The sequence below is a fragment of the Nonomuraea monospora genome, from assembly GCF_039531895.1.
GTDB classification, from domain to species: domain Bacteria; phylum Actinomycetota; class Actinomycetes; order Streptosporangiales; family Streptosporangiaceae; genus Nonomuraea; species Nonomuraea monospora.
Map to the genome: position 1 here is coordinate 73,189 of NZ_BAAAQX010000010.1, position 24,150 is coordinate 97,338.

The 24,150-nt window shown below is 73.0% G+C and carries 23 protein-coding genes; 10 read left to right on the top strand and 13 right to left on the bottom strand.

Annotated elements, in window-relative coordinates; all coding sequences use genetic code 11:
- The first annotated feature begins 14 nt into the window (after positions 1–14).
- Complete coding sequence (locus ABD331_RS21235; RefSeq protein ID WP_344477320.1) at positions 15–878, top strand: MBL fold metallo-hydrolase; 864 nt, start codon at positions 15–17, stop codon at positions 876–878.
- A gap of 96 nt (positions 879–974) precedes the next feature.
- Positions 975–2,552: an MFS transporter gene (locus ABD331_RS21240; RefSeq protein WP_344477322.1), complete on the top strand. Its 1,578-nt coding sequence runs from the start codon at positions 975–977 to the stop codon at positions 2,550–2,552.
- On the opposite strand, the gene ABD331_RS21245 is transcribed toward ABD331_RS21240, so the two are convergent.
- The 4 genes from ABD331_RS21245 to ABD331_RS21260 all read right to left on the bottom strand — a co-directional run bounded on the left by ABD331_RS21245 (position 2,438) and on the right by ABD331_RS21260 (position 6,801).
- On the bottom strand, positions 2,438–3,295 hold the full coding sequence (locus tag ABD331_RS21245) for a geranyl diphosphate 2-C-methyltransferase (RefSeq protein WP_344477324.1): 858 nt from the start codon (positions 3,293–3,295) through the stop codon (positions 2,438–2,440). The genes ABD331_RS21240 and ABD331_RS21245 overlap by 115 nt on opposite strands.
- A gap of 31 nt (positions 3,296–3,326) precedes the next feature.
- Positions 3,327–4,472: a family 2 encapsulin nanocompartment cargo protein terpene cyclase gene (locus ABD331_RS21250; RefSeq protein WP_344477326.1), complete on the bottom strand. Its 1,146-nt coding sequence runs from the start codon at positions 4,470–4,472 to the stop codon at positions 3,327–3,329.
- A 27-nt stretch (positions 4,473–4,499) separates the two neighbouring features.
- Complete coding sequence (locus tag ABD331_RS21255; protein WP_344477327.1) at positions 4,500–5,894, bottom strand: family 2B encapsulin nanocompartment shell protein; 1,395 nt, start codon at positions 5,892–5,894, stop codon at positions 4,500–4,502.
- 136 nt (positions 5,895–6,030) lie between these two features.
- On the bottom strand, positions 6,031–6,801 hold the full coding sequence (locus ABD331_RS21260) for an alpha/beta hydrolase (RefSeq protein WP_344477329.1): 771 nt from the start codon (positions 6,799–6,801) through the stop codon (positions 6,031–6,033).
- Between the two features lie 237 nt (positions 6,802–7,038).
- On the opposite strand from ABD331_RS21260, the gene ABD331_RS21265 reads away from it, so the two are divergent.
- Complete coding sequence (locus ABD331_RS21265) at positions 7,039–7,524, top strand: TlpA family protein disulfide reductase (RefSeq protein ID WP_344477331.1); 486 nt, start codon at positions 7,039–7,041, stop codon at positions 7,522–7,524.
- A 9-nt stretch (positions 7,525–7,533) separates the two neighbouring features.
- On the opposite strand, the gene ABD331_RS21270 is transcribed toward ABD331_RS21265, so the two are convergent.
- Genes ABD331_RS21270 through ABD331_RS21280 form a run of 3 tightly spaced genes read right to left on the bottom strand, consistent with a single transcriptional unit; the run spans position 7,534 to position 10,193 of the window.
- Positions 7,534–8,325 carry a maleylpyruvate isomerase family mycothiol-dependent enzyme gene (locus ABD331_RS21270; protein ID WP_344477334.1) on the bottom strand — a complete coding sequence of 264 codons (792 nt, stop codon included), beginning with the start codon at positions 8,323–8,325 and terminating at the stop codon, positions 7,534–7,536.
- Between the two features lie 40 nt (positions 8,326–8,365).
- Complete coding sequence (locus tag ABD331_RS21275; RefSeq protein WP_344477336.1) at positions 8,366–8,962, bottom strand: TetR/AcrR family transcriptional regulator; 597 nt, start codon at positions 8,960–8,962, stop codon at positions 8,366–8,368.
- A gap of 40 nt (positions 8,963–9,002) precedes the next feature.
- Complete coding sequence (locus ABD331_RS21280; RefSeq protein WP_344477338.1) at positions 9,003–10,193, bottom strand: MFS transporter; 1,191 nt, start codon at positions 10,191–10,193, stop codon at positions 9,003–9,005.
- 68 nt (positions 10,194–10,261) lie between these two features.
- Between ABD331_RS21280 and ABD331_RS21285 the strand changes: the two genes are divergently transcribed.
- The 4 genes from ABD331_RS21285 (at position 10,262) to sigJ (ending at position 14,905) form a co-directional block, all read left to right on the top strand.
- On the top strand, positions 10,262–10,843 hold the full coding sequence (locus ABD331_RS21285; RefSeq protein ID WP_344477340.1) for a CGNR zinc finger domain-containing protein: 582 nt from the start codon (positions 10,262–10,264) through the stop codon (positions 10,841–10,843).
- 114 nt (positions 10,844–10,957) lie between these two features.
- Positions 10,958–12,499, top strand: a complete 1,542-nt coding sequence (locus ABD331_RS21290; RefSeq protein WP_344477342.1) for an AMP-binding protein — start codon at positions 10,958–10,960, stop codon at positions 12,497–12,499.
- A 57-nt stretch (positions 12,500–12,556) separates the two neighbouring features.
- The gene (locus tag ABD331_RS21295) at positions 12,557–13,945 is read left to right on the top strand and encodes an amino acid permease (RefSeq protein WP_344477344.1); all 1,389 of its coding nucleotides are present in this window, start codon (positions 12,557–12,559) and stop codon (positions 13,943–13,945) included.
- A gap of 72 nt (positions 13,946–14,017) precedes the next feature.
- Positions 14,018–14,905 (top strand): RNA polymerase sigma factor SigJ, encoded by an 888-nt coding sequence (gene sigJ / locus ABD331_RS21300; protein WP_344477346.1) that lies wholly within the window; start codon positions 14,018–14,020, stop codon positions 14,903–14,905.
- A gap of 5 nt (positions 14,906–14,910) precedes the next feature.
- Here sigJ and ABD331_RS21305 read toward each other — a convergent pair whose 3' ends face one another.
- Complete coding sequence (locus tag ABD331_RS21305) at positions 14,911–15,489, bottom strand: helix-turn-helix domain-containing protein (protein ID WP_344477348.1); 579 nt, start codon at positions 15,487–15,489, stop codon at positions 14,911–14,913.
- 95 nt (positions 15,490–15,584) lie between these two features.
- Between ABD331_RS21305 and ABD331_RS21310 the strand changes: the two genes are divergently transcribed.
- The gene (locus tag ABD331_RS21310) at positions 15,585–17,189 is read left to right on the top strand and encodes an FAD-dependent oxidoreductase (RefSeq protein WP_344477350.1); all 1,605 of its coding nucleotides are present in this window, start codon (positions 15,585–15,587) and stop codon (positions 17,187–17,189) included.
- Here ABD331_RS21310 and ABD331_RS21315 read toward each other — a convergent pair.
- Both ABD331_RS21315 and manA read right to left on the bottom strand, forming a co-directional pair.
- Positions 17,170–17,796, bottom strand: a complete 627-nt coding sequence (locus ABD331_RS21315) for a flavin reductase family protein (protein ID WP_344477352.1) — start codon at positions 17,794–17,796, stop codon at positions 17,170–17,172. The two genes, ABD331_RS21310 and ABD331_RS21315, sit on opposite strands and share 20 nt — an antisense overlap.
- Before the next feature lie 60 nt (positions 17,797–17,856).
- Positions 17,857–19,023, bottom strand: coding sequence for a mannose-6-phosphate isomerase, class I (manA, locus tag ABD331_RS21320; RefSeq protein WP_344477354.1), 1,167 nt, complete (start codon positions 19,021–19,023; stop codon positions 17,857–17,859).
- A gap of 144 nt (positions 19,024–19,167) precedes the next feature.
- Here manA and ABD331_RS21325 point away from each other — a divergent pair, with 144 nt between their 5' ends.
- Positions 19,168–19,776, top strand: a complete 609-nt coding sequence (locus tag ABD331_RS21325) for a TetR/AcrR family transcriptional regulator (RefSeq protein ID WP_344477356.1) — start codon at positions 19,168–19,170, stop codon at positions 19,774–19,776.
- Positions 19,773–20,678: an ABC transporter ATP-binding protein gene (locus ABD331_RS21330; RefSeq protein ID WP_344477358.1), complete on the top strand. Its 906-nt coding sequence runs from the start codon at positions 19,773–19,775 to the stop codon at positions 20,676–20,678. Before ABD331_RS21325 ends, ABD331_RS21330 begins: the two co-directional genes overlap by 4 nt.
- 46 nt (positions 20,679–20,724) lie before the next feature.
- On the opposite strand, the gene ABD331_RS21335 is transcribed toward ABD331_RS21330, so the two are convergent.
- Genes ABD331_RS21335 through ABD331_RS21345 form a run of 3 tightly spaced genes read right to left on the bottom strand, consistent with a single transcriptional unit; the run spans position 20,725 to position 24,103 of the window.
- Positions 20,725–22,083 (bottom strand): cytochrome P450 family protein, encoded by a 1,359-nt coding sequence (locus ABD331_RS21335; RefSeq protein ID WP_344477360.1) that lies wholly within the window; start codon positions 22,081–22,083, stop codon positions 20,725–20,727.
- On the bottom strand, positions 22,080–23,180 hold the full coding sequence (locus ABD331_RS21340) for an NAD(P)/FAD-dependent oxidoreductase (protein WP_344477362.1): 1,101 nt from the start codon (positions 23,178–23,180) through the stop codon (positions 22,080–22,082). Before ABD331_RS21340 ends, ABD331_RS21335 begins: the two co-directional genes overlap by 4 nt.
- Positions 23,177–24,103 (bottom strand): cucumopine synthase-related protein, encoded by a 927-nt coding sequence (locus ABD331_RS21345; RefSeq protein WP_344477364.1) that lies wholly within the window; start codon positions 24,101–24,103, stop codon positions 23,177–23,179. The genes ABD331_RS21340 and ABD331_RS21345 overlap by 4 nt, the downstream gene beginning before the upstream one ends.
- Between the last annotated feature and the right edge of the window lie 47 nt (positions 24,104–24,150).

The window sequence follows — 24,150 nt, forward strand, 5'->3', positions numbered from 1 at the left end:
ATCTGGGGGACACGATGCTCCATCGCTTCACGGTCGGCGGCCTGTCCTGCGCCGTCATCAGCGACGGCCAGTCCGAGCCGCCCATGGAGCCGCCGCTGGCCGCCTTCTACCGCCCCGACACCGGCGTCCCCGAGCACGAGCTGCATGCCGCCGTGGCGGCGGAGGGGCGCGGCAGGAGCACGCTGACCTGCGCGTACAACTGCCTGTGCGTGGAGACCCCGGCGGGGCTCGCGGTCGTCGACGCCGGTCTCGGGCCCGGCTTCCTCGGGTACGGGCCCGCCTTCGCACCGCTGGTCGGCCGGTTCGGCGCGGGGCTGGCGGAGGCCGGGTTCGAGCCGCCCGACCTGGCCGCCGTCGTCTTCACCCACCTGCACGAGGACCACGTCAGGGGCGCCGTACGGGCGGGGGAGCGGGCCTTTCCCGAGGCGGTCGCCTACGCGCACACCGCCGAGGTGGCGTTCTGGTCGGACCGCGACGACGTGCTGCCGGACGAGCAGCGGGCGGCGGCGCGGGAGGCGATCCGGCTGTTCGGCGAGCGGCTGCGGCCCGTCGAGTACGGCATCGAGGTGCTGCCAGGCGTGCACACCGTGGACGCCGCCGGCCACACCCCGGGACACACGGCCGTCCTGCTGCGGTCGCGCGGGGAGCGGCTGCTCTGCCTGGGCGACACCTTCTACGACCCGCTCCAGCTCGCCAACCCCGCCTGGCGCACACCCTGGGACCACGACGCGGCCCGCTCGGTCGCCAGCCGCCGCCGGCTGCTGGACTGGGCGGCGGACGACGGCCTGCCGGTGCACGCCTACCACCTGCCCTTCCCCGGCCTCGGCCGGATCGAGCGGCGCGGCGACGGCTTCACCTGGCACCCGCTCACCACCTGAGCGAGCGCCGAGCCGACGCGCCGCCCGCCTTCCCGCGTCTCCCCGCGACCGGCTCCGGCGGTTGACGGGCGGAATCATGGACCGGACGCTGCTTGCATGCCCCCCACCCCGAACCCACGGCCCATCGTGGCGGTACTCGCCTTCGCCGGCATCGTCGTGGCGATCATGCAGACCGTGGTGATCCCGCTGATCCCCCAGCTCCCCCGCCTCCTGCACGCCACCCCCACCGACGCCGCCTGGGCGATCACCGTCACGCTGCTGGCGGGAGCCGTGGCGACGCCGGTGGTGGGCCGCCTGGGCGACATGTACGGCAAGCGGCGGATGCTCCTGATCAGCCTCGCCCTCCTGGTGACCGGCTCGGCCGTGTGCGGCCTCAGCGACACCCTGGCCCCCATGGTGACCGGCCGGGCGCTGCAGGGCGCCGCCTTCGGCGTCGTCGCGCTGGGCATCAGCATCATGCGCGACGAGCTGCCCCAGGAACGGCTCGGCTCGGCGACCGCCCTGATGAGCGCCTCGCTGGGGGTGGGCGGCGCGCTCGGCCTGCCCGCGTCGGTGCTGCTGGCCGAGCGGACCGACTGGCACGTGCTGTTCTGGACGTCGGCCGCGTTCGGCGCCGTGGCGGCCGTGCTGGTGGTGGCGCTGGTGCCGGAGTCGGAGGTGCGCAGCGGCGGGCGCTTCGACGTCGCGGGCGCGGCCGGGCTGTCGGCCGGGCTGACGTGCCTGCTGCTGGCCGTCTCCAAGGGGGCGGACTGGGGGTGGGGGAGCGCGACCACGGTGGGCCTGTTCTGCGCGTCGGCCGCGGTGCTGGGGGTGTGGGGGCGGTGGGAGCTGCGGGCCCGCGAGCCGCTGGTCGATCTGCGCACCACCGCCCGCCGGCAGGTGCTGCTGACGAACCTGGCCTCGGTCGTGTTCGGGTTCGCGATGTTCGCCATGGCGCTGGTGCTGCCGCAGTTGCTGCAACTGCCCGTCTCCACCGGTTACGGGCTGGGCGCCACGATGCTCGGCGTGGGGCTGGTGCTGGCGCCGTCCGGGCTGGTCATGATGGCCATGGCGCCCGTGTCGGCGCGGCTGTCACGGGCGAGGGGCCCGAAGGTGACGCTCATGGCGGGCGCGCTCGTGGTGGCCGCCGGCTACGCGCTGGGCGTGGCGCTGATGTCGGCGGTCTGGCAGCTCGTGCTGGTCTCGTCGGTGATCGGGGCGGGCATCGGCCTGGCGTACGGGGCCATGCCCGCGCTCATCATGTCGGCCGTGCCGAGCTCGGAGACGGCCGCCGCCAACAGCCTCAACACGCTGTCGCGGGCCATCGGCACCTCGATCTCCAGCGCCGTCGCCGGGGTCGTGCTCGCCCGGCTCACGGTCGATCTGGGCACGTTCACCGCGCCGTCGCCCGCGGGGTTCCGCCTGGTGATGGGGGTCGGCTGCGGCGCGTCGCTGGTCGCCTTCGCGGTCGCCGCGTTCCTGCCGGCACACCGGCGGCCCGGCAGGGAGGAGGGCGCGTCGCCGCGCGGAGGGCTGCCGGGCCAGGACGAGGCCAGAGGGAGGGGGAGGGGGCCGGACCGTCAGACCCGGTCGGCCGCGATCAGCAGGTACTGGAAGCTGCCGCTCTTGTACGCCTCCAGGAAGGCGTCCTCGATCCCGGTGGCCAGGTGCGTCCTGGCCCGCAGCTCCCAGTAGGGGATGGTGGCGGCCGTGAGGTCCACCACGCTCACCGGCACCAGCCGGTTGGCGGCCATCTCCTTGAAGTAGGTGCTGCGCGAGTGGATGTCGCAGATGTAGTGGGCGTTGATCTGGCTGATGGCCCGCGACGGCAGGCCGTAGGCGTCGTTGTAGCAGCCGGTGATGCACACGTAGCGTCCGCCGCGGCGCAGCAGCCTGGCGTGCTCGGCGAACAGCAGCGACAGCTCGACGTACATCGTGCTCTCGTTGTTCCAGATGGCCTGGAACTCGCCGGTGGGGAAGCGGGTGTCGAGCATGTTGCGGAAGTGGAAGCGCACCCTGTCGTCCACGCCGCGCTCCTTGGCCTGCTGGTTGGCGAAGGCGACCTGCGACTCGGAGATCGACACGCCGTCCACCTGGCAGCCCGTGCGCAGGTTGGTCAGGAAGCTGGAGCCGCCGCGGCCGGAGCCCGCGTCCATGACGCGGTGCTCGGGGCGCAGCGGGCCGAGGTGCGCGACGAGCGTCTCGGCCTGCGCGCTCTCCAGCCGGTGCAGCTCGTTGACGACGCGTCTCTCCCTGGTGTCTGCGGGCCCGTCAAGGACCGACCAGTCCACCTCGCCGATGCCGTAGTGGTGGTGGTAGAGGCCGTCCACCTCCCCCAGCCGCAGATTGACCGGATTCTCCTCGGCGTTCCAGTAGTCGGCGACGGATTGCTGGTAGAGGCTGCTCAGAACGGGGACGGCGTTCGGGGTGACGGTCACCTCGGGCTCCTTCCTAGCGGGTGTTCATCGGTCAGGACTGGTATCGGGTGGTGCTGCCGTGCCACTCGATGCCCCCGGCCATCCACGCCTGCGCGCCGCGCAGGAAACGCTTCAGCTCGGGGGAGGGCAGGGCCGACAGCTCCCGCTGGCTCTGCTCGAACCCGCGGACGAACTCGTTGTGCATGCGCACCGTGCGCTCGACGGCCTCGCGGGTCGAGCAGCCCTCCTCCTCGGCGATGAGCAGCACCACGTTGGAGTCGGGCAGCTCGTCGGCCGCCTCCTTGGCCGCCGAGTGCAGGTCGTTGACCAGCACGGCCGCGGTGCCCGCCTGCATGAGGGCGGTGTGGAAGCGGCGCTCGGCGAACAGGTGCGGCGACAGCTCGTAGCCGCCCACGATGTCGATGAGGACCATGGAGGTGTAGAAGCTGTCGTGCTGGCGGGCCGCCAGGTAGCGCCAGACGGGCGGCGGGGTCTCCAGGTAGCGCCAGGCGGCGTAGGCGTCCCAGCTCACGTACATCTGGCTCGTGATGTTGCACAGCCGCATGACCTGCGCGGACGTGCAGTGGCGGGCGGCGTGGCTGGTGGCCGAGCGCAGCGAGACCAGCACGGGGTCGCCGGTGATGGCCTCTTCGAGCTGCTCGGTGTACGGGCCGGCGTCCGGCGGCGGGTCCATCGCCGACATCACCAGCGCCAGCCGGGGCGGCAGCTCGGTGGGGGTGGCGCCCAGGTCGGTCTCGTCGGCGTAGTAGTCGTCGGCCGCCCACCAGGCCGCGTTCATCTGCGCGGCGATCAGCAGCATGTCGGGGTCGTCGGTGTCGGTGTGGGTAAGCATGGCCAGCCGCCCGAACCCGGTGGAGGCGAACTCCGCCATCCGCCCCTCGTGCAGCCCGATCCGCTCCGCCCACGCCACCAGCCGCCGGTCCACCTCCGCGCCGGCCTCGTCGTTGACGCGGTCGGCCTCGGGACAGTAGAGCGGCGGGTACGTGCCGTCGCCCCAGTCGCGCTCCCGGTAGCCCAGCGGCGCCAGGCTCGGGCCGCCGCGCCTGCCGGAACCGAAACAGGAGGGCGGCTGATGCCCGTCGTCGTCCTGGAAGGCATGCCGGTACGGCCGCAGCGCCGAGCGCAGGCTGAGCGTGTACGAGCCCAGGCCCGTGGGCCCGGCTGGGATGTCAGACATAACGCGCCTCTTCCTGGGGCCGGCGGGTCACGAGCGCGGGGCGGCGACGTCGACGTCCTCCAGGATCCCGATCGCGTCGGGCACCAGGATCGCCGCCGAGTAGTAGGCGCTGACCAGGTACGACATCACAGCCTGCGGGTTGATGCCCATGAAGCGCACGTTCAGCCCCGGCTCGTACTCCTCGGGGATGCCCGTCTGGTAGAGCCCGACGACGCCCTGGTCGTCCTCGCCCGTGCGCAGGGCCAGGATCGAGGTGGTGCGATGGCGCGAGACCGGGATCTTGCCGCACGGGAAGATCGGGATGCCCCGCCACGACGGCAGCTCGTGCCCGTTCACCTCGGTGGAGCCGACGACCAGCCCGCGCTTGTTGCACTCGCGGAAGAACGCGGCGATCGCCTTCGGGTGGGCCAGCAGCATGCGGGTCTTGCGGCGCATGCTGATCAGCTCGTCGAGGTCGTCGGGGGTCGGCGGGCCCGACCAGGTGTAGATGCGCTGGTCGTAGTCGGTGTTGTGGAGCAGCCCGAACTCGGGGTTGTTGAGCAGCTCCGACTCCTGGCGCTCGCGCAGCTCGTGGATGGTCAGGCGGAGCTGCTGCTCGATCTGGTTCATCGGGTCGTTGAACAGGTCGGCGACCCGGGTGTGCACGCGCAGGATGGTCTGGGCGACGCTCAGCTCGTACTCGCGGGGGTGCAGGTCGTAGTCGACGAACGTGCCGTCGATGAGCGGCTCGCCGGTGTGGCCGGCCGACAGGCGCACGGCCGCCTCGCCGCGCCGGTTGGCCGGTCTGCTCATCGTGTCGAGGTAGCCGGCGAGGTGCTCGCGCAGCGCCGCCGACCGGTCGGCGACCCGCCGCAGGCCGTCGCGCGGCGCGAACAGCACCGTGCACAGCGTGGCGGCCCTGAACGTGCACGGCCAGCGGGCCTCGTCCTCGGTGAGCACCTCGTCGCCGAACTGGTCGCCGTCGGCGATGACGCCGAGGAACTGGGCGGCGCCGTACCGGCCGGTGGACAGGCGCTCGACCCGGCCGTGCGCGATCACCCAGGCGCCGGTGACGGGGTCGCCCTCCTCGGCGACGACGTCGCCGGGCTGCAGCTCGCGCGCCGCGAACTCGCCGGCGAGGGCCGTCAGCACGCCGTCGTCGCCGAAGCCGCGCAGCGCGGGGATCTCGCTCAGCGTGCCCGGCACGATCCGGACCTCGCCGGGCCCGCCCGGCGCCACCCCGACGCGCCCGCGGCCCGGCCGGTGCGTCAGCCGCCGGTTGACCCGGTAGGTGCCGCCGCGCACGTCGACCCAGGGCAGCATGCGCAGCAGCCAGCGGGAGCTGATGGCCTGCATCTGCGGGCGGGTCTTGGTGGTCGTGGCCAGATTGCGCGCGGCCCGGGTGTCCAGGCTGAGCCGGGTTTCCGTCGGGTCCGTGGGCATTTTTCCTCCGGGGGTCGCACAGCCAGTCGCTACTAAAAGTAGTTATATGGACACTGTGCGTTCAGTCTCCTGATCGATAGGAATGCTGTCGGACCGGTAAGGCCGATGTGGCGCGCAGGCAACTATCCTGGCCCGCTCACCACCCGCGTCCGCGCAGGAAGGCGGCGCACCGGGCGGTCCAGTCGCCGACGACCGGATCCTCCCCGGCCAGGCCGAGCCCGTGCTTGCCGCTCGGGTACACGTGCACCTCCTGCGCGACGCCGTGACGGGCCAGCGCCTGCGACAGCGCCAGGGTGTTACCGACCGGGACGGCCTCGTCGTCGGCGGTGTGCCAGAGGAACATCGGCGGCGTGTCCGCGCCCACCCGCCCGGCCAGCGTCAGCTCCTCCGGCAGCGAGTCCGGGGCGCCGGGGCCGAGCAGGTTGCCGACCACGCCCCGGTGCGCGTCCTCGCCGGTCAGCGTGGTGACGGCGTAACACAGCACGGCCAGCCCCGGCCGGGCGTCGGCCGCGTCCACGGCGTCGTGCGGGCCCTCCGCCAGCATCGGCCCCCGCTCGGTGGCCAGCAGCCCGGCCAGGTGGCCGCCCGCCGAGAACCCCAGCACCCCCACCCTGGCCGCGTCCACACGGTGGTCGGCGGCGTGGTGGCGCACCCAGCGCACCGCCCTGGCGGCGTCGAGCAGCGGCAGCGGGTGGCGGTGCGGCGCGACCCGGTAGCGCAGCACGAACGCCGCGACGCCGAGCGAGTTCAGCCACCGCGCGACCGGCTCGCCCTCGTGGCCGGCCAGATGGTGGTAGGCGCCGCCCGGGCACACCACGACCGCCGGTGCGGGGCCGTCGTCCCGCGCGACGGGGAAGGCGGTGATGGTGACCTCGCCGGACGCCGGCCACAGGGGGTGCTCGCTCATGTCCATGCCTTTCGTGTCGATCGACGATGGATGCTAGCGAGGGCCGCGCAGGACACGCCGGTCGCACCCGCCCCGGGCTCGCCGCCACGCGGATGACGTGCGCAAACTTGTGCGGCGTCAGGGCAGGGGCGATGCTGGGCGGACGGCGGTGACACCTTGAGGCAACCATCCCTGACGCGACGCGCGGCGCAACCACGGCACGATGCCGTTCCGCGGGCCGGCCGCGCCCCGCGAAACGTGAGACGCCTGGTCGCCGTCCTGGTGGTCGTCCCGGCCCTGAGCGTCGTCCTCGTGCACACGCTCGGCGGCCCCGGCGAGGTCCGCCCCGGACACCGGCCGGTCCTGTTCGGCCGCACCGTGGACGGCCGCCCGTTCGACCCGGCCGGCCTGTGGGGCAGGCCCGTCGTGGTGACTGTGTGGGCATCGTGGTGCGACCCGTGCCGGCACGAGCTGGCCACGCTGGCCGGGCTGTCCCGCACCCTGCACGGGGTGCGCTTCGTCGGCGTGAACCTGCGCGACAGGCGGGCCGCCGCCCGCTCGTTCCTCGCCGAGTCGGGCGCGACCGCGTACCCGCATCTGTGGGACGCGGACGGCGGGCTGGCCTCGGAGCTGGGCGCGCGCCGCGTCCCCGAGACGTTCCTCCTGAACGCCCGGGGGCTCGTCACCGCCCGCACCACCGACGCCGTGACCAGGGGCTGGATCGAGGAGCACGTCCAGCCCTGAGCACGCCGCTCAGTAGCCGGGGAAGACGCGGCGCAGCAGGTCGAGGTCGGCCGCGCCGGTCGTGGCGACGCCCTCGGGGGTGTGTTGGGGCGCCAGGCGGCCCGCCACCAGCCGCAGCCACGACTCCGCCGGGAGCGCCAGCGTGCCGTCGGCCTTGTCGGGAAGGTCGAAGTCCACGCTGATCGGCTCCTGCAGCCGCAGCGCGAACTCGGAGGCGGGCTCGCTCGTCGTCACCTGGATGACCGCGCGCTGACCGTCGAGCCGATCCGCCTTGCCGGTCCAGCCGATCAGGTCGGGCGCCCCGTGCAGGAGCCGGCGGGTGGCCTCCGGCGCCAGGGCGGCGTGCTCGTCGAAGGCGACGCGCACGTCCCAGGCGTGCAGGGCGGCCTCGCTGAGCCGCATCCGCCCCGCCGTCGCCACATCGACGGGCGCCGGCAGGAAGCCCAGGTCGATGCGCAGGTTCGTACGGGTGTCCTGGTCGAGCGACTCGTACAGCTCGACCAGCGTGCGGTCCGATGCGAGGAAGCCGTCGGCGCGCTGCCTGCGCGTCATGGCGTTCCACCTGTCCCAGACGGACTGCATGAAGTCGCGCCCCGGCCCCGGCCGGCCGTCGAGGGCGGCCTGAAGGTTGGCGCGCCCGATCTCGGCGCCGCTGCCGAGGTGGCTCAGCACCTCGGAGACGTCCCACTCGGCGGAGCCCGAGGGGCGGGCCAGGTCGTCCTCGCCGAACGACGACACGTCCGCCGCCAGCGCGTCGTGCCCGGTGCGGAGCGCGGAGATCACCGCGTCTGTGCTGGTCATGTGCTCTCCCATGGGTTGTGTCAAGTGCCGGGGCCCGGCGTCAGGTGACGCTCAGCGCGCCCCTGAGGACCGAGGCGACGGTCTCGCGGACGTCCTCCGGCCACGGCGGCAGGCCGTCCAGACCGGCGAACAGCAGATGCGCGGCCCCGACCAGCGTGGGAGCGAGCCGGCCCACCTCGGCGTCGGCCGCGAGGCGGCCCAGGTCCCGCTCGGCCGTCAGGTAGGCGGAGACGATCATCCCGATCTCCGTCACGATCGGGATGCCGCCGACGGGCCTCGCCTCGCGCAGCCGGGCCCGCAACTGGTTGTTGAACGTGACCAGCGCGACGATCGACACCGCGGCCGGGCCGAAGAGCTTGATCAGGGCGTCGGTCAGGTTGCCGACCACGGTGCCGGTGCCCGCGGAGTCGCGCAGCACGGCGCCCTGGGCCTGGACCAGCTTGATGCGGTCGAGCACGAACTCGGCGAGGAAGGCGTCGAAGGACTCGAAGTGCCGGTGCAGGACCCCCTTGGCGCATCCGGCGCGGGTCGTGACCGCCCGGCTGGTGAGGGCGTCCGCGCCGTCCTGCTCCAGGATCTGCTCAGCGGCGGCGAAGAGCTGCTCGCGCGGATCACGGAGGTGCACCCCTGTCGGCATCGTCGATCCTTTTCACTGTCGGCCAGCGGGCGATTGCCCACTATAGCGTGCGGCCCTGCCGTTCGAGCATGGGCTTGATCATGGTGAGCTGCGCCGCCGCGAGCAGCAGGCAGGTCAGGGCCAGCACACCCCACAGGCCCTCAGGGCCGGCGCGTTCGAGGAGCTGGGTGCCGCACAGGGGCGCGAGGACGGTGGCGAAGCCCCAGCAGGTGCCGAAGACCGACAGGTAGCGTCCCCGCGCGTGCGGGGGCGCGAGGTCCACGACGACGGCGTAGCTGCGGCCGAACATCAGCACGTCACCCGCGCTCCACACCACCGTGGCGGCCAGGTGGCCCGGCAGCCCGTCCGACACGGCGTAACCGGCCAGGCCCGCGGCGAGCAGGAGGTAGCCGCAGGTCATCGCCGTGTGGTGGGACAGCGCCGCCGTCCACCGGAGCAGCGGCTGGCAGAGCACCATGACGACGGCCGCGACCGCCGACAGCAGCCCGGCGTCGGCGGCCTCCAGCCCGCGCGCCACCAGGACCAGCGGCATCGCCATCCCGACCTGCATGAAGATGACCGCGAAGAGGGTGCCGGAGAGCAGGAGCACCAGCAGCCTGCGGTCGCGCCACGCCGACCCCGTGCCCGAGACCCGGGAGGTGGCCGGGGCGGGACGGTCCGCGGGCAGGACGAGGCGGATCACGACCGCGCAGAGCAGGCACGAGACGGCGTCCGCGACGAACAACCACCGCAGGTCCCACCGCCCCAGCCCCGCCGCGATCAGGCCCGCGCCCATCCCGCCCACCGCCAGGGCCGTGTTGAACAAACTGAACGCCTGCGCCTGCCGCTCCGGCCGTACGGCGTCGGCGATCATCGCCTGGGATGGCGGCTCGTAGACCTCGAAGACCAGCCCGAGCAGGACCGCGAACACCGCCGCCATCGCCACGGACCCGGAGACCGCGAGGCCCGCCTGCGCCAGCGCGCACCCCGCCAGTCCCGCCACGATCGTGCGGCGGCGGCCCAGCCGGTCGGCCAGCACGCCGCCCACGAGCCGCGACGGGATGGTGGCCAGCCCGAAGGCGGCGGAGACGACCCCGGCGGCGACCGCGCTCACGCCGAACTCGGTGGTGATCAGCACGGTGAGGAAGCCGACGGAGAAGGCGCCCAGCCGGTTGATCGCCCGCGCCAGCACGAGCCACCACACCGTACGCGGCAGCCGCTCCGCGCGTGACCCGGCGATCAGCACGTTCACCTCCCGTGTGACTATCGAAACTGATAACGTCGGTCACGGACACTATGACCTGAGGAGTGACCAGTCAAGTGCTGTTCGATAGTCACGTGGCGATCCTGCTGGACACCGCGGTATCACTCGTGAACGTGCTGACCGACGGCGGCGACCGCGGCAAGCCCTACGTCGCCCCCAAGGGCGAGTCGCTGCCCGACATGGTCCGCGCCGTGCTGCCCGGCAACGTGACGGTGTCCATGGACGAGGCCCACTACCTGGCCGGGACCACGCTGAAGGTCCGCCGCGTCTTCGAGGCCATGGACGACGGCCGCGACGACGACGCCGCCGCCGTCGTCAACGCCCTGGTCATCAGCACCGGCGCGCGGCCCCAGCTCGACCGCGCCGCCGGGGAGCCGTGGCAGGTGCACTTCCACGGCGCCGACGACAGCCTCGCCGTGGGCTGGAGCGCCGGCATCGCCTCCGCGCTGACCCTGGCCATCGGCAGCGACCTCGGCGGGCGCCTCGGCGTCTGCCAGGCCAGGCAGTGCGACCGCGTGTACGTGGACGCCTCCCGCAACAACGTGCGCCAGTTCTGCTCGCGCTCCTGCCAGAGCAGGACGAAGGCGGCGGCCTTCCGCGCCCGCTCGGCCGGACGCGGGCGTGGAGGCGCGGGCTGAGTCCCCCGCCCGGCCGGGCGCGGTGGCGGGGGCTGAGATCTTCCGGGATCTCGGTGAAGGCGGCACCATTCGAAGTGCGCGGTCACCACCCCGGCCCGGCGGAGGAGAGCACGGATGTTGTCGTACGAGCCCCTGACCCCCACCTCCTTCCTCGAACGATCCGCCACCGTCTTCGGCCCGCGGCTCGCGGTCGTGGACGGCGGGCTCGAACTCACCTACGCCGCCCTGTGGGACCGCGTCCAGCGCCTGGCGGGCGCGCTCGCCTCGGCCGGGGTGCGGCCGGGCGACCGCGTGGCGGTGCTGGCGGCCAACGGGCACCTGCTGCTGGAGTCCACGTTCGGCGTGCCGGCGGCGGGCGCGGTCATGGTGCCGCTGAACATCCGCCTGTCCGCGAGCGAGCTGGCCTACATCCTGGACCACGCCGGGGTGTCGGTGCTCCTGCACGACGACGCCCTCACCGGCCTGGCCACCGAGGCGGCCGGGACCGGCGTGCGCCGGCTGGTGCCTGCCGCCGAGTACGAGAAGCTGGTCGCCGCGGCCGAGCCGCTGCTGGTCAGGGTGGAGGACGAGCTGGCCCCGCTGTCGATCAACTACACCAGCGGCACCACCGGCCGTCCCAAGGGCGTCGTCTACCACCACCGCGGCGCCTACCTCCAGGCGCTCGCCATGGCCCTGCACACCAGACTCGACGCGGGCTCCGCCTACCTGTGGACGCTGCCCATGTTCCACTGCCACGGCTGGTGCTTCCCCTGGGCGGTCACGCTGGCCGGCGCCCGCCACGTCTGCCTGCCGAGGATGGACCCCGGCCAGGCGTGGGCGCTCATCCGCGAGCACCGCGTCACCCACCTGTGCGGCGCGCCGACCGTCCTCACCTCGCTGCTCGCCCACGAGCACGCCCCCGCCGGCGTCGGCGGGGGCGCGCTCGACCCCCGCCTGCTGGCCTGCGTCGGCGGCGCGCCGCCCAGCCCCGCCCTGCTCGGCAGGGCGCTGCAGGCCGGCATCGACGTGATCCACCTGTACGGCCTCACCGAGACGTACGGGCCCGCCGTCATCTGCCAGCCCCAGCCCGAATGGCGCGACCTGCCGGTCGAGGAGTCGGCCGCGCTGACCGCCAGGCAGGGCGTCGGCAACGTGATCGCCCAGCGCGTCCGCGTCGTCGGCGACGACGGCCGCGACGTGCCCGCCGACGCCGCCACCATCGGCGAGATCGCCGTACGCGGCAACGACGTCACGATCGGCTACCACCGCGACCCGGCGGCCACCGAGAAGGCCGCGCCCGACGGCTGGTTCCGCACCGGCGACCTCGGCGTGGTGCACGCCGACGGGTACGTGCGGATCGTCGACAGGGCCAAGGACGTGATCATCTCGGGCGGCGAGAACATCGCCTCCGTCGAGGTGGAGAACGTGCTCGTCAGCCATCCCGGCGTGCAGGAGGCCGCCGTCGTGGCCCGGCCCGACCCGCACTGGGGAGAGGTGCCCGTCGCGTACGTGACGCTCGCCGCCGGAGCGCACGCCACCGAGGCCGAGCTGATCGAGCACGTGCGCGCCCGCCTGGCCCGCTTCAAGGCCCCCAAGGCGGTCGTCTTCTGCGAGCTGCCCAAGACCTCCACCGGCAAGATCCAAAAGAACGTCCTCAGGCAGCGCGCCGCAGGTTAACCGGCAGGCTGCGGGGAACGTCGCACCCACGGACCTGACATCGGCAGTGGGGGCGGCATGGTCACTTCGCGCGGCGTCTTCCGGCGCAAGCCGGTCGCGCAGATCGCCACCGAGCACGAAGGGGAGCTGTCCAGGTCGCTCGGCCTGTGGCAGCTCACCGCCATCGGCGTGGGCGGCATCATCGGCGCGGGCATCTTCGCCCTGGCCGGCGCCGTCGCCAACGAGACCGCCGGCCCGGCCGTGCTGATCTCGTTCCTCATCGCGGGCATCGCCAGCGCCGCCGCCGCGCTGTCCTACGCCGAGTTCGCCGGCCTCATCCCGAAGGCCGGCTCGGCCTACACCTACGGGTACGCCGTCCTCGGCGAGATCGTCGGCTGGTTCATCGGCTGGGACCTGCTGCTGGAGTACACCGCGATCGTCGCCGTCGTGGCGATCGGCATCTCCGGCTACTTCGGCTTCCTCGTCCAGCAACTCGGCATCACGCTGCCCGCCTGGTCGCTCGGCGCGCCCGGCACAGGGCCCGGCCATGTCGTGGACCTGTTCGCCGCGGTGCTGTGCCTGATCATCGCGGCGCTGCTGAACCTCGGCATCCGCGCGGCGGCCCGGTTCGAGACGGTCGTGGTCGGCATCAAGGTCGCGGTCGTGCTGCTGGTCATCGTGGTCGGCTTCTTCCACATCAGCACCGCCAACTACACCCCGTTCTTCCCGTACGGGATCGGCGGCGCCATCACCGGGGCCGCCACCGTGTTCTTCGCGGTGTTCGGCTACGACGCGATGAGCACCGCGGCCGAGGAGTCACGCGACGCGACGCGCCACATGCCCAAGGCGATCATCTACTCCCTGGCCATCTCCATGGTGCTGTACGTGCTGGCCTGCCTCGTCCTGACCGGCATGCAGAACTACCGCGACATCGACCCCGAGAGCGGCTTCTCCTCGGCGTTCGCCGCCGTCGGCCTGTCGGGGCTGGCGTCGGTCATCGCGGTCGGCGCCATCGTCGGCATCCTCACCGTCATGTTCACGTTCATGCTCGGCGTCACCCGCATCTGGTTCTCGATGAGCAGGGACGGCCTGCTGCCCGCCTGGTTCGCCAAGGTGCACCCGGTGCGGCGGGTGCCCACGCGCGTCACCTGGATCGTGGGCGTCGCCTCGGCGCTCATCGCCGGGTTCCTGCCGATCAGGGAGGCGGCCGAGCTGACGAACATCGGCATCCTGCTCGCGTTCGTCGTGGTGTGCGTGGCGGTGATCGTGCTGCGGTACCGGCAGCCGGACCTGCCGCGCTCGTTCCGGACGCCGTGGATGCCGGTCGTGCCGGCCGTGGGGGTGCTGTTCTCGATCTGGCTGATCACCTTCCTGGCGCCGGCGACGTGGCTGCGCTTCGCCGTCTGGTTCCTGCTCGGCCTGATCGTCTACTTCGCCTACAGCAAGCGGCACTCCGCCCTGGAGTGAGCGTGTCACATCAGGCCCTTCGCGAACGTCAAGGCGGTGACGGACGCACCGACACCACCGAGACGAGGCCCGATGAACGATCGCGAATACCTGGCAGGCCGGTTCGAGGCGCACCGGGGACACCTGAAAGCGGTGGCCTACCGGATGCTGGGCTCGCTCACCGAGGCCGAGGACGCCGTCCAGGAGGCGTGGCTGCGGCTCAGCCGCACCGATGCCGGCGAGGTGGAGAACCTGGGCGGCTGGCTGACCACCGTCGTCGGCCGGGTGTGCCTCGACATGCTGCGCACCCGCACCTCCCGCCGCGAGGAGCCGCTGGAGGGACGCCTGCCCGACCCGGTCGTCAGCCCGGCCTCCGGCCCGGACCCCGAACAGGCGGCGCTGCTCGCCGACTCCGTCGGGCTGGCGCTGCTGGTGGTGCTGGAGTCGCTGACCCCGGCGGAACGGCTGGCGTTCGTGCTGCACGACATGTTCGCGGTGCCGTTCGAGGAGATCGCGCCCCTCGTCGGCCGCTCCCCGGCCTCGGCCAGGCAACTCGCCAGCAGAGCCAGACGGCGTGTACGCGGCTCCGCGCCCGTCCCCGACCCCGACCTCGCCCGGCAGCGCGAGATCGTCACGGCCTTCATCGCCGCCGCGCACCGCGGCGACTTCGCGGAACTGGTGGCCCTGCTCGACCCCGACGTGGTGCTCCGCGCAGACGCCGGCGCCCTGACCGGAGGTGGCCTCGCCGAGGTCCGCGGCGCGGCGAACGTCGCCGGCCAGGCACTCACCTTCCGCCGCTACTCACCGTCCACCGCCCACGCCGCCCTGGTCAACGGCCTGGCCGGAGTCGTCAACACCGTGGACGGCGAGCCGTCGGCGGTCATGAGCTTCACCATCACGGACGGCCGCATCGTCGAGATCGACATCCTCGCCGACCCGGACCGGCTCTCCCGCCTCGACCTGTCCGTCCTCACCGACTGAGCCCCCTATTTGGCCGCGGGGCGAGCCCGCACGTGCATCCGCTCGCCCTGCGGCCCGAACAACGCCAGCACCTCGGTGTGCTCATCGGCCTCGTTCACGAACGCGTGCGGCGTCCTGGTGTCGAACTCCGCCACCTCACCGGCCGCCAGCACCACATGATGCCTGCCGAGCAACAACCGCAGTCGCCCGGCCAGCACGTACAGCCACTCATAACCCTCATGAACCTGCTGCTCCGGCTCATAACCCGGCCACCCCGGCGGATAGATCTGCTTGAACGCCTGCAACCCGCCGGGCCTGCGGCTCAGCGGCACGTACGTCATGCCGTGCCGCTTGACCGGCCGCATGTGCACCCGCGGATCGCCCGTCACGGGCGCGTCGATCAGCTCGTCGATCTGCACCTGGTAGGCGTTGGCCAGCAGCAGCATCATCTCCAGGGTCGGCTTGCGCCCGCCGGACTCCAGCCGCGACAGCGTGCTGACCGAGATGCCGGTGTTCTTCGACAGCTCGGCCAGCGTCGTGCCGCGCTCCTGGCGCATGGCCCGCAGCCGCGGGCCGACGGCTTTCAGCACGTCATCGAGATCCATCCCGCCTACTTTGCCATTTCGGCAACGAAGTTTGTCAACCGGGGAGCCGGTGGAGCACAGTGGCGCGGCAGGTGACGAGTGGAAGGGAGCCGCGCATGGACGCGAGCTACGACGTGGTGGTGATCGGTGGCGGGGCCGCCGGGCTGAGCGGGGCGCTCGCGCTGTCCCGGGCGCGCCGCAAGGTGCTGGTGATCGACTCCGGGCAGCCCAGGAACGCGCCCGCGCAGGGCGTGCACGTGCTCCTGGGGCACGAGGGGGTGCCGCCGGGCGACCTGCTGGCCATCGGGCGCAAGGAGGTCGCCGGGTACGGCGGGGAGATCGTGACGGGCGTGGTCGCGGCCGCCGAGCCGATCGGGGACGGGCGGTTCAGGGTGACGCTGGAGGACGGGCCGGCGGTCGAGGCGGCGCGGCTGCTGGTGGCCACCGGGCTGGTGGACGAGCTGCCGCCGATCGCGGGGCTGGCCGGGCGGTGGGGGCGGGACGTGCTGCACTGCCCGTACTGCCACGGCTACGAGGTGCGCGACCAGGCGATCGGCGTCGTGGCCACCAACCCGCTGGCCGCCCACCAGGCGCTGCTGTGGCGGCAGTTGAGCGACGACGTGATCCTCTTCCTGCACACGGCTCCCGAGCCGGGGGAGGAGGCGCGCGAGCAGCTCGCCGCCAGGGGCGTCAAGGTGGTCGAGGGGGAGGTGAGCGAGGTCGTGGTGACGGGGGACCGGCTGACCGGCGTGCGGGTGGCCGGGGGGCGCGAGTTCCCGAGGGACGCGCTGGCGATCGGGACCCGGTTGAACGCGCGGCTGGGCGGGCTCGAAGGGCTCGGGCTGGAGACGGCGGACCAGGAGGTGAACGGGTTCGTCATCGGCGGCTACGTGCCCGCCGACCCCATGGGCAAGACCGGCGTGCCCGGCGTGTACGTCGCAGGGAACGTGCACAACGTGGTCGACCAGGTCGTCAGCGCCTCCGCCGCCGGGGTGCGGGCGGGGGCGGCCATCAACGCCGACCTGGTCGGCGAGGAGGCGCGGGCCGCCGTGGCCGCCCGCCGCGCCACCGTCACGGGCACCCCGCACGGCCAGGCCCCGGACGGGCTGACCGAGGAGGAGGCCTGGGACGGCCGCTACCGCCAGAGCGAGCGGATCTGGAGCGGCGCCCCCAACGCCGTGCTCGTCCAGGAGGTGTCCGAGCTGCCGCCGGGACGCGCGCTGGACCTCGGCAGCGGCGAGGGCGGCGACGCGATCTGGCTCGCGGCCAAGGGCTGGCAGGTCACCGCGGTGGACATCTCCGGCGTCGCCCTGCGCCGCGCCGCCCGCCACGCCGAGGAGGCCGGGGTGGGGGAGCGCGTCGACTGGCAGCGGCACGACCTCGGCGCGTCCTTCCCCGAGGGCGTCTACGACCTGGTCAGCGCCTGCTACCTGCACTCCGCCGGCGACATGCCGCGCGAGAAGATCCTGCGGCGGGCCGCCGCCGCGGTCGCGCCCGGCGGGGTGCTGCTGGTCGCCGGGCACGCCGGGTGGCCCGCCTGGCAGCAGCACGAGCACTCCGACGTGCACTTCCCGACGCCGCGTGAGGTGCTCGACTCCCTGGAGCCGGGGGAGGGGGAGTGGGAGGTGCTGCGGTGCGAGGAGTTCGAGCGGACGCAGAAGGGTCCCGACGGGGAGCCGACCACCCGGACCGACAACGTCCTCACGATCCGGCGGCGTTAGAGACTGAGGGGGTCTGGGTGCGGTAGGAGTGGCCGAGCTGCGGGCCCAGGCCGAAGTAGTGGCGGAAGTTGTAGATGAGCGGGCTCCAGGCGGACGGGTCCACGTGCTGGGTTCCCGGTACGACGAGGCGCGGGTCGGCGTGCACCTTGGCGACGACGGCCTCGACGATGACGAACGAGGCGGAGACGTCCCGGCGCACGCTCTGCGCCCGCGCCTCGAACTGCAGCGGGCACTCGGCCACCCGCGGCGGCCGAACCTGGTCGGAGGGCTCGGGGCGCAGGCCGGCCGCGCCGAACTTGTCGGGTTCGAAGCGGCAGTCCGCGTGCTTGGTGTCCGGGACGGGGAAGCGTCCCGTCAGGGGCGCCAGCCGTTCCACCGCCCGCCACTGGTGCGGGGCGGGCAGGTTGATCACCAGGTCGGGCCGGTCGGCGAGGTTGCGGGCGCTCTGCCCCTCCTCGCCGAGCCCGAGCACGATCACGTTGCCCAGCGCCCAGGCCGAGGACATGGGCGCGAGGTTGAAGGAGCCGTCCGGGTTCTCGGTGGAGAGCAGGACGACGGGGGTGCCGAAGTACAGGATGCTGGGCTCGATGGTCACGTGGTCGGTCACGGACGGCAGCCTAGGGACGGGACGTTCAACCGGCGGCCGAAACGTTCCCGTCCCTGAGATCTACTTTGTAAAGGCGCCCGGCTGGGCGAGGTAGGCCACGCCCTTGCCGGAAATCCGCACCGAAGGGGCGGAGGCGGGGACGAAGGCCGACTGTCCCGGGCGCAGGGTCAGGTCGCCGATCTGGGTCTCGCCCTCGGTGCAGAGCACGATGCCCGGCACGCCGGCGGGCAGCGGGTGTGCGCCCTCCGCGAGCTCGTAGCGGGTGAGGGCGAACTCCGGGGCGGGCGGACGGTAGTCGTAGCCGCCTGAGCCGTCGGGCGCCGGCTCGACGCGGTGCGGGTCGGACGGGGTGAAGTCCACGACGCGCATCAGCTCGGGCACGTCCACGTGCTTGGAGGTGAGGCCGCAGCGCAGCACGTTGTCGGAGTTGGCCATGATCTCGACGCCGATGCCGCCGAGGTAGGCGTGCGGCACCCCGGCTCCCAGGTAGAGCGCCTCGCCGGGGCGGAGGGTGACGTGGTGGAGCAGGAGGGCGGCGATGACGCCGGGGTCGCCGGGGTAGGCGCGGGCGATGTCCGCGTAGACGGCGAGGCCTGGGTCCTGGGAGGTCAGCAGGGCCGCCTCGGCCTCGGCGCGCAGCGGGCGCGCGGCCTCGTCGAGCATCGCGGCGAACACCTCACGCAGCGCCTGCCCGGCCTGTCCGGTACGCAGGGTGTCGATCCAGGGGTGCAGGCCGGGCACGCCGAGCCGGTCGAGCAGGCCGGCGGCGGCCTCGGGCGAGCGGAAGCCGCACAGCCCGTGGAACGGGGTCAGCGCGCACACCATCTCGGGCTTGTGGGAGGCGTCCTTGTACGTCCGGGCGTAGTCGTCCAGCGGGATGCCACGGGCGTTCTCCTCGGCGAACCCGGCCGCGGCCTGAGCGGTGGTCGGGTGGACCTGGAGGGAGAGGGGCCGCTCGATGGCCAGCACCTTGAGCAGGTACGGCAGGACGGGGCCGAACCGCTCCGCGCAGCGTTCGCCGAGCGTGGCGGCGGGGTCGCGGGCGATGAGCTCGTTCAGCGGGACGCCGCCGACCGTCGAGGGGGCTCCGGGGTGGGCGCCCATCCAGAGCTCCGCCTGCGGCTCGCCGGTCGGCTCGGTGCCGAACAGCTCGGGCATGGCGGTGACCGACCCCCAGTCGTAGGGGCGGATGGTGGTGGCCAGGCGCATGGGCGTGGCGTGTGGCACGGCGGTGGCTCCAATCGTCGTCGTGTGGAGCGTAGAGCGTGAACGTGTCCTGTGTGTGGCCGGGTACTGGACGAGCGACTATACGTGGGTATAGTTTCCTTCTCGCAGGAACAGTCGGCTGTACGATCGAACAGGAGGGGCGGGGTGACGACGACCGTACCGGACCCTGAGGACCTGACGGCCCGCGCCCGCATCAGGGACGCGGCGCTGCGCCACTTCGGCGAGCACGGCTTCGAGCGGGCCACGATCCGCGGCATCGCCGAGACCGCGGGCGTGTCCCTGGGCCTGGTGCGCCACCACTTCGGCTCCAAGCAGGCGCTGCGCGAGGCGTGCGACGAGCACCTGATGAAGGTCATGCACCGGCTGCACGAGGAGGCCGCGAGCCGGCCGCTGGGCGGGCTCAACCCCGTCGCGGTCATGGGCCCCTACCGCGACTACCTGGCGCGCGCGCTGACCGAGGGGTCGGCGGCGTCGTTCTTCGACGAGATGGTGCGCATCGGGGTGCGGTGGCTGGAGGAGGCCGACCAGAAGCAGCCGGGCCCGCCCGGCGTCTCCCCGCAGGCGCGGGCGACCGTGATCGCCGCGATGGCGCTGTCGTTCAGCGTGCTGACGGGGCACGTCGAGCGCGGCCTGGGCGTGTCGCTGGAGACGACCGAGGGCCAGCACGAGCTGCTGCGGGCCCTGCTGTGGGTCTATTCGCACCCGCTGCTCACCCCGGAAGAGGCAGCCGCCCTCGACAGGAGCATCTCATGACTGACGCGATCACCGTCTCAGGCCTGCGCAAGCGGTTCGGCAGGACCAGGGCGCTCGACGGGCTCGACCTCACCGTACGCGCCGGCGAGGTGCACGGCTTCCTGGGCCCGAACGGCGCGGGCAAGAGCACCACGATCCGGATCCTGCTCGGCCTGGTCCGCGCCGACGGCGGCACCGCCCGGCTGCTGGGCGGCGACCCGTGGACGCGGACGGCCGAGCTGCACCGGCGGCTGGCGTACGTGCCGGGCGACGTCACGCTGTGGCCGAACCTGACCGGCGGCGAGACGATCGACCTGCTCGGCCGGCTGCGCGGCGGTCTTGACCAGCGGCGCAAGGCGGAGCTGGTGGAGCGGTTCGGCCTCGACCTTCGCAAGAAGGGCCGCGCCTACTCCAAGGGCAACCGGCAGAAGGTGGCGCTGGTCGCGGCGCTGGCGTCCGGTGCGGAGCTGCTCATCCTGGACGAGCCGTCCACCGGGCTGGACCCGCTGATGGAGGAGATGTTCAGGCAGTGCGTCGAGGAGGAGCGGCGGCGGGGCGACCGGACGGTGCTGCTGTCGAGCCACCTCCTGGCCGAGGTGGAGGCGCTGTGCGATCGGGTGACGATCGTCCGTGACGGGCGCACGGTGGAGACCGGCACGCTGGCCGGGCTGCGCCACCTGACCCGCACCTCCATCGAGGCCGACCTGGCGGGGCCCGCCGACGGGCTGGCGGACCTGCCAGGCGTGCACGACCTCGCGCACGGCGCGGGCGGCCGGGTGCGGTTCACCGTGGACACGGCGCAGCTCGACCCGGTGCTGCGCCGGCTCACGGCCGCGGGCGTGCGCGGGCTGGTGAGCCGGCCGCCGACGCTGGAGGAGCTGTTCCTGCGCCACTACGACACGACCGCCGCCAGGGCGAGCTGAGGCCGGGCGCGGGTGACCGTCCCGCTCGTCAAGATCGAGTACGGGTTCAGCGGGCTCGCGGGCCGAGGACGACCGGCATGGTGCGCGTGCTGTTGCCCAGCAACGTGTCCAGCGGCGGCAGCTCCTCCACCGGCCGCTCCAGCGCCATGCCGGGAAACGCCTCGAACAACGCCCTGATCGCGATCTCCCCCTCCAGCCTGGCCAGTGGCGCGCCCAGGCAGAAGTGCGGCCCGTGCCCGAAGGCCAGGTGCGTGAACTGCGGCCGGGTGATGTCGAAGACGTGCGCGTCCTCGCCGTACTGGTGCGGGTCCCGCCCGGTGGCGGCGAAGCAGGCCAGTACGGGCTCGCCGCTGCTCAGCCGGACCCCGTCGATCTCGACGTCCCGCACCGCGTACCGCATCGGGAAGTAGGCGATCGGGGAGTCCCAGCGCAGCGTCTCCTCGACCGCGGCGCTGTAGGGGCACTGCCCCGAGCGCAGCAGGTCGAGCTGCCCCCGCTCGGTGAGCAGGGCGCCGATGGCGTTGGTGATCAGGTTGACGGTGGTGACGTGCCCGGCGATGAACAGCAGCTCGATGGTGGCGAACAGCTCGTCCTCCGACAGCCGGCCGCCGTCCTTCTCGTGCAGCGCGAACAGGTCGCTGATGAGGTCCTCGCCGGGCGTGTCGCGGCGCTCCTCGATGATCTGGTCGAGCAGCTCGCGCAGCTCCTTGCGCAGCCCCGGGGAGTCCTCCAGGCCGCCGACCTGGGCGACGGCGTCGGTGAGCCGGTGCAGGTCGTCCTGGTGGGCGGCCGGGATGCCGATCAGCTCGGAGATGACCTCGCGCGGCAGCGGGTAGGCGAACTCCAGCCGCAGGTCCACCGGCTGGTCCGGCGGCAGCTCGGCGAGCCGGTCGATCAGGCGGGCGGTCAGCTCCTCGATGCGCGGGCGCAGGCCGTTCAGGCGTCGCTGGGAGAACGCGGTGGTCAGCGGCATGCGCAGCCGGCGGTGGCGCTCTCCTTCCGCGTTGAGCAGGGACGTGTCGGTGACGATGCGGTCGATGGCCGTGCCGGGTGGCATGGACTGCCGGGCGTTCCAGTGGTGCAGCTCCCTGGACAGGTCCGGGTGTGTCAGGACGGTGAGCAGGGTGGCGTACTGGGTGGCGGCCCAGGCGGGCACGCCCTCGGCGGTGACGGGGACGAGCGGGCCCGCCCGCCGCAGCCGGTCGTTGTCGCCGTGCAGGTCGGCGGTGGCCGGGTCGAGAACGAAACGGTCCTCCCGCCCGGAACGACCCGCCCCGTCAAGCCGGTCGGTGCTGTCGAGGCGGTCGGTGCGGGTGATGTCGTCGAGCTGGTGGGCGCGGTCGGCGTGGCCGGTGAGGTCGGCGCCGTTGAGCCGGTCCGCCTGGCCGGAGCGCTGGTCGGTCATGACACCAGCCCCGTCCGCGCGGGCCCGACCGCCAGCGCCGTCACGTCCATCCCCGGATCCCGATCCAGGAAGAGATCACGAACCAGCTCCCCGGCAGCGGGCGCGTTGCACAGCCCGTGCCCAGAGAACCCGGTCGCGTACAGGAAGGCAGGCGGCCCGGGCTGATGCCCGATGAAGGCGGTCTTGTCGGGGCTGGCGTCCCGCAGCCCGGTGACGGCGGTGTGCAGCCCGATCCCGGCCAGGCTCGGGTACGTCTGGGCGAGCCGCACGGCCACGTCCCTGCGCCAGGAGTCGCGGTCGGCCCCCGGGTACCCCATGCCGATGAGCAGCCGGTCGTCGCGGTTGCGGATGAGCAGCCCGCTGGCGGCGTGCAGGGTGACAGGGACCTGCGGCGTGCCGGGCGGCAGCGGGTCGGTGGTGAGCAGTTCCTGCTCGATCGGCTCGGTGAGCGGCATGTCCACCCCGGCGCAGCGCACCAGTGAGGCGGACCAGGCGCCGGCGGCGCACACGATCGCGTCGGCGGAGATCTCGCCGTCGGCGGTCTGCACGCGCCCGGCCTCCGGGTCGATGGCGGTGACGGGGCAGCCGGTGCGCAGCGCCGCCCCCGCCAGCTCGGCCGCCTGCGCGTAGGCGGTGACGATGGCGGTGGTGTCGGAGATGTAGGCGTCGGGCGAGTACGCGGCCCCCAGCAGCGGCAGGTCCCCGATGAGCGGGTTGTGCTCCCTGGCCTCCTCCGCGCCGATCAGCTCGACGTCCACGCCGGCGGCGCGCTGGGCGGCCAGGTCGGCGTTGAACGCGGCGAGCTGGTCGGGCTCGGTGAACAGCACCAGGTAGCCGACCTGCCGCAGCGGCAGCTCGGTGCCCGGCCTGGTGGGGAAGGCCCGGTAGGCCTCCAGGCTGCGTACGGCCAGCGACGAGCTGACGGGGTTGCCGGCGAAGTAGGAGCGGACCACGTCGGCGGTGGCGCGGGAGGCGCCGGAGCCGAGCGTGCCGCGTTCCAGCAACGTCACGTCCTGCCCGGCCTCGGCCAGATGGAAGGCGATCGACAGGCCGATGACGCCGCCGCCGATCACCACCACCCGGGAGCCGGCGCTCATGTCGCCACCAGCGACCTGCGCAGGTGGTCGCCCGCCTGCCAGGGGAACAGGTGCAGGTTCCAGCCGCCCAGGCAGTTGCAGTAGAGCGCCATGTGGGCCATGATCGCGACGAAGTCCTCGTGGTCGTCGAGCCGCTCCAGGCCCGACAGCAGCCGCTGGGTGAAGTCCCACAGGCGGTCGAGGCCGCAGTAGCCGAGGAACTCGGCGGGCGTGTGGGCGAGCTGCCTGGTCATCTGGCGCAGCCACGGCATGGGCATGCCGTCGAGTGCGGCGCGGACGAGGCCGCCGTAGCAGCTGTAGCCGAGCGGGCGGGTCTCGCCGTTGACGAACAGCAGCGTGGTCAGCACCGTCTCGTAGCTGCCCGCGCCCGACGGGATGCGGCCCTGGTGCAGGTCGAGCAGCTCCTGCGGCGGGTTCAGCCAGATGCGCTCGGTCTCGGCGTGCACCTCGATGGCGAGCCGGTTGAGCTCGGGGTCGCCGAGCGGCAGGCGGGGCAGCACGTGGCCGCCCTGCTGTCCGGCGCGGCGCACCTCGGCGATGACGGGCTGCTTGGTCTCGTAGACCGAGCGCCACACCTCGCGGCCGGCCTGGGCGAGGGCGTCGAGGTCGGCGTCGGCGACCTTGCCGATCGGGGTGGCCTGCATGGGCTCGGTCAGCTCGCCGTACTTGATGCCGAGGTGCTGCAGCCGCGAGCAGAACAGGGTGCCGTCGGGCACGGTGCGGCGGTCCACCTTGTATTCGGCCGGGGTGTGCAGCAACGAGTACACGGGAGCGACGTGGTACAGGTGGTATCCGGCGACGAGGGCGTGTCCCTGGAGGCTCTGGTAGGGCAGCCCGTCCCACAGGGCCTGGGCCAGGGAGGGGTTGCGCTGGTCGAGTTCGGCGGCCACGGTGATGCCGATGCCGGGCCAGGTGATTTCCACATGCTTAGTATCGTTCACAGTACGTCACTCTAACGTCACACTTTGTG

What these genes read in the sequence shown, in the direction of transcription:
- ABD331_RS21310 (WP_344477350.1), top strand. Translation starts at nt 15,585, where the DNA reads ATGGACGCGAGCTACGACGTGGTGGTGATCGGTGGCGGGGCCGCCGGG.
- ABD331_RS21295 (WP_344477344.1), top strand. Translation starts at nt 12,557, where the DNA reads ATGGTCACTTCGCGCGGCGTCTTCCGGCGCAAGCCGGTCGCGCAGATC.
- ABD331_RS21275 (WP_344477336.1), bottom strand. Translation starts at nt 8,962, where the DNA reads ATGCCGACAGGGGTGCACCTCCGTGATCCGCGCGAGCAGCTCTTCGCC.
- ABD331_RS21335 (WP_344477360.1), bottom strand. Translation starts at nt 22,083, where the DNA reads ATGACCGACCAGCGCTCCGGCCAGGCGGACCGGCTCAACGGCGCCGAC.
- sigJ (WP_344477346.1), top strand. Translation starts at nt 14,018, where the DNA reads ATGAACGATCGCGAATACCTGGCAGGCCGGTTCGAGGCGCACCGGGGA.
- ABD331_RS21255 (WP_344477327.1), bottom strand. Translation starts at nt 5,894, where the DNA reads ATGCCCACGGACCCGACGGAAACCCGGCTCAGCCTGGACACCCGGGCC.
- ABD331_RS21330 (WP_344477358.1), top strand. Translation starts at nt 19,773, where the DNA reads ATGACTGACGCGATCACCGTCTCAGGCCTGCGCAAGCGGTTCGGCAGG.
- ABD331_RS21290 (WP_344477342.1), top strand. Translation starts at nt 10,958, where the DNA reads ATGTTGTCGTACGAGCCCCTGACCCCCACCTCCTTCCTCGAACGATCC.
- ABD331_RS21270 (WP_344477334.1), bottom strand. Translation starts at nt 8,325, where the DNA reads ATGACCAGCACAGACGCGGTGATCTCCGCGCTCCGCACCGGGCACGAC.
- ABD331_RS21235 (WP_344477320.1), top strand. Translation starts at nt 15, where the DNA reads ATGCTCCATCGCTTCACGGTCGGCGGCCTGTCCTGCGCCGTCATCAGC.
- ABD331_RS21250 (WP_344477326.1), bottom strand. Translation starts at nt 4,472, where the DNA reads ATGTCTGACATCCCAGCCGGGCCCACGGGCCTGGGCTCGTACACGCTC.
- ABD331_RS21305 (WP_344477348.1), bottom strand. Translation starts at nt 15,489, where the DNA reads ATGGATCTCGATGACGTGCTGAAAGCCGTCGGCCCGCGGCTGCGGGCC.
- ABD331_RS21240 (WP_344477322.1), top strand. Translation starts at nt 975, where the DNA reads ATGCCCCCCACCCCGAACCCACGGCCCATCGTGGCGGTACTCGCCTTC.
- ABD331_RS21260 (WP_344477329.1), bottom strand. Translation starts at nt 6,801, where the DNA reads ATGAGCGAGCACCCCCTGTGGCCGGCGTCCGGCGAGGTCACCATCACC.
- ABD331_RS21340 (WP_344477362.1), bottom strand. Translation starts at nt 23,180, where the DNA reads ATGAGCGCCGGCTCCCGGGTGGTGGTGATCGGCGGCGGCGTCATCGGC.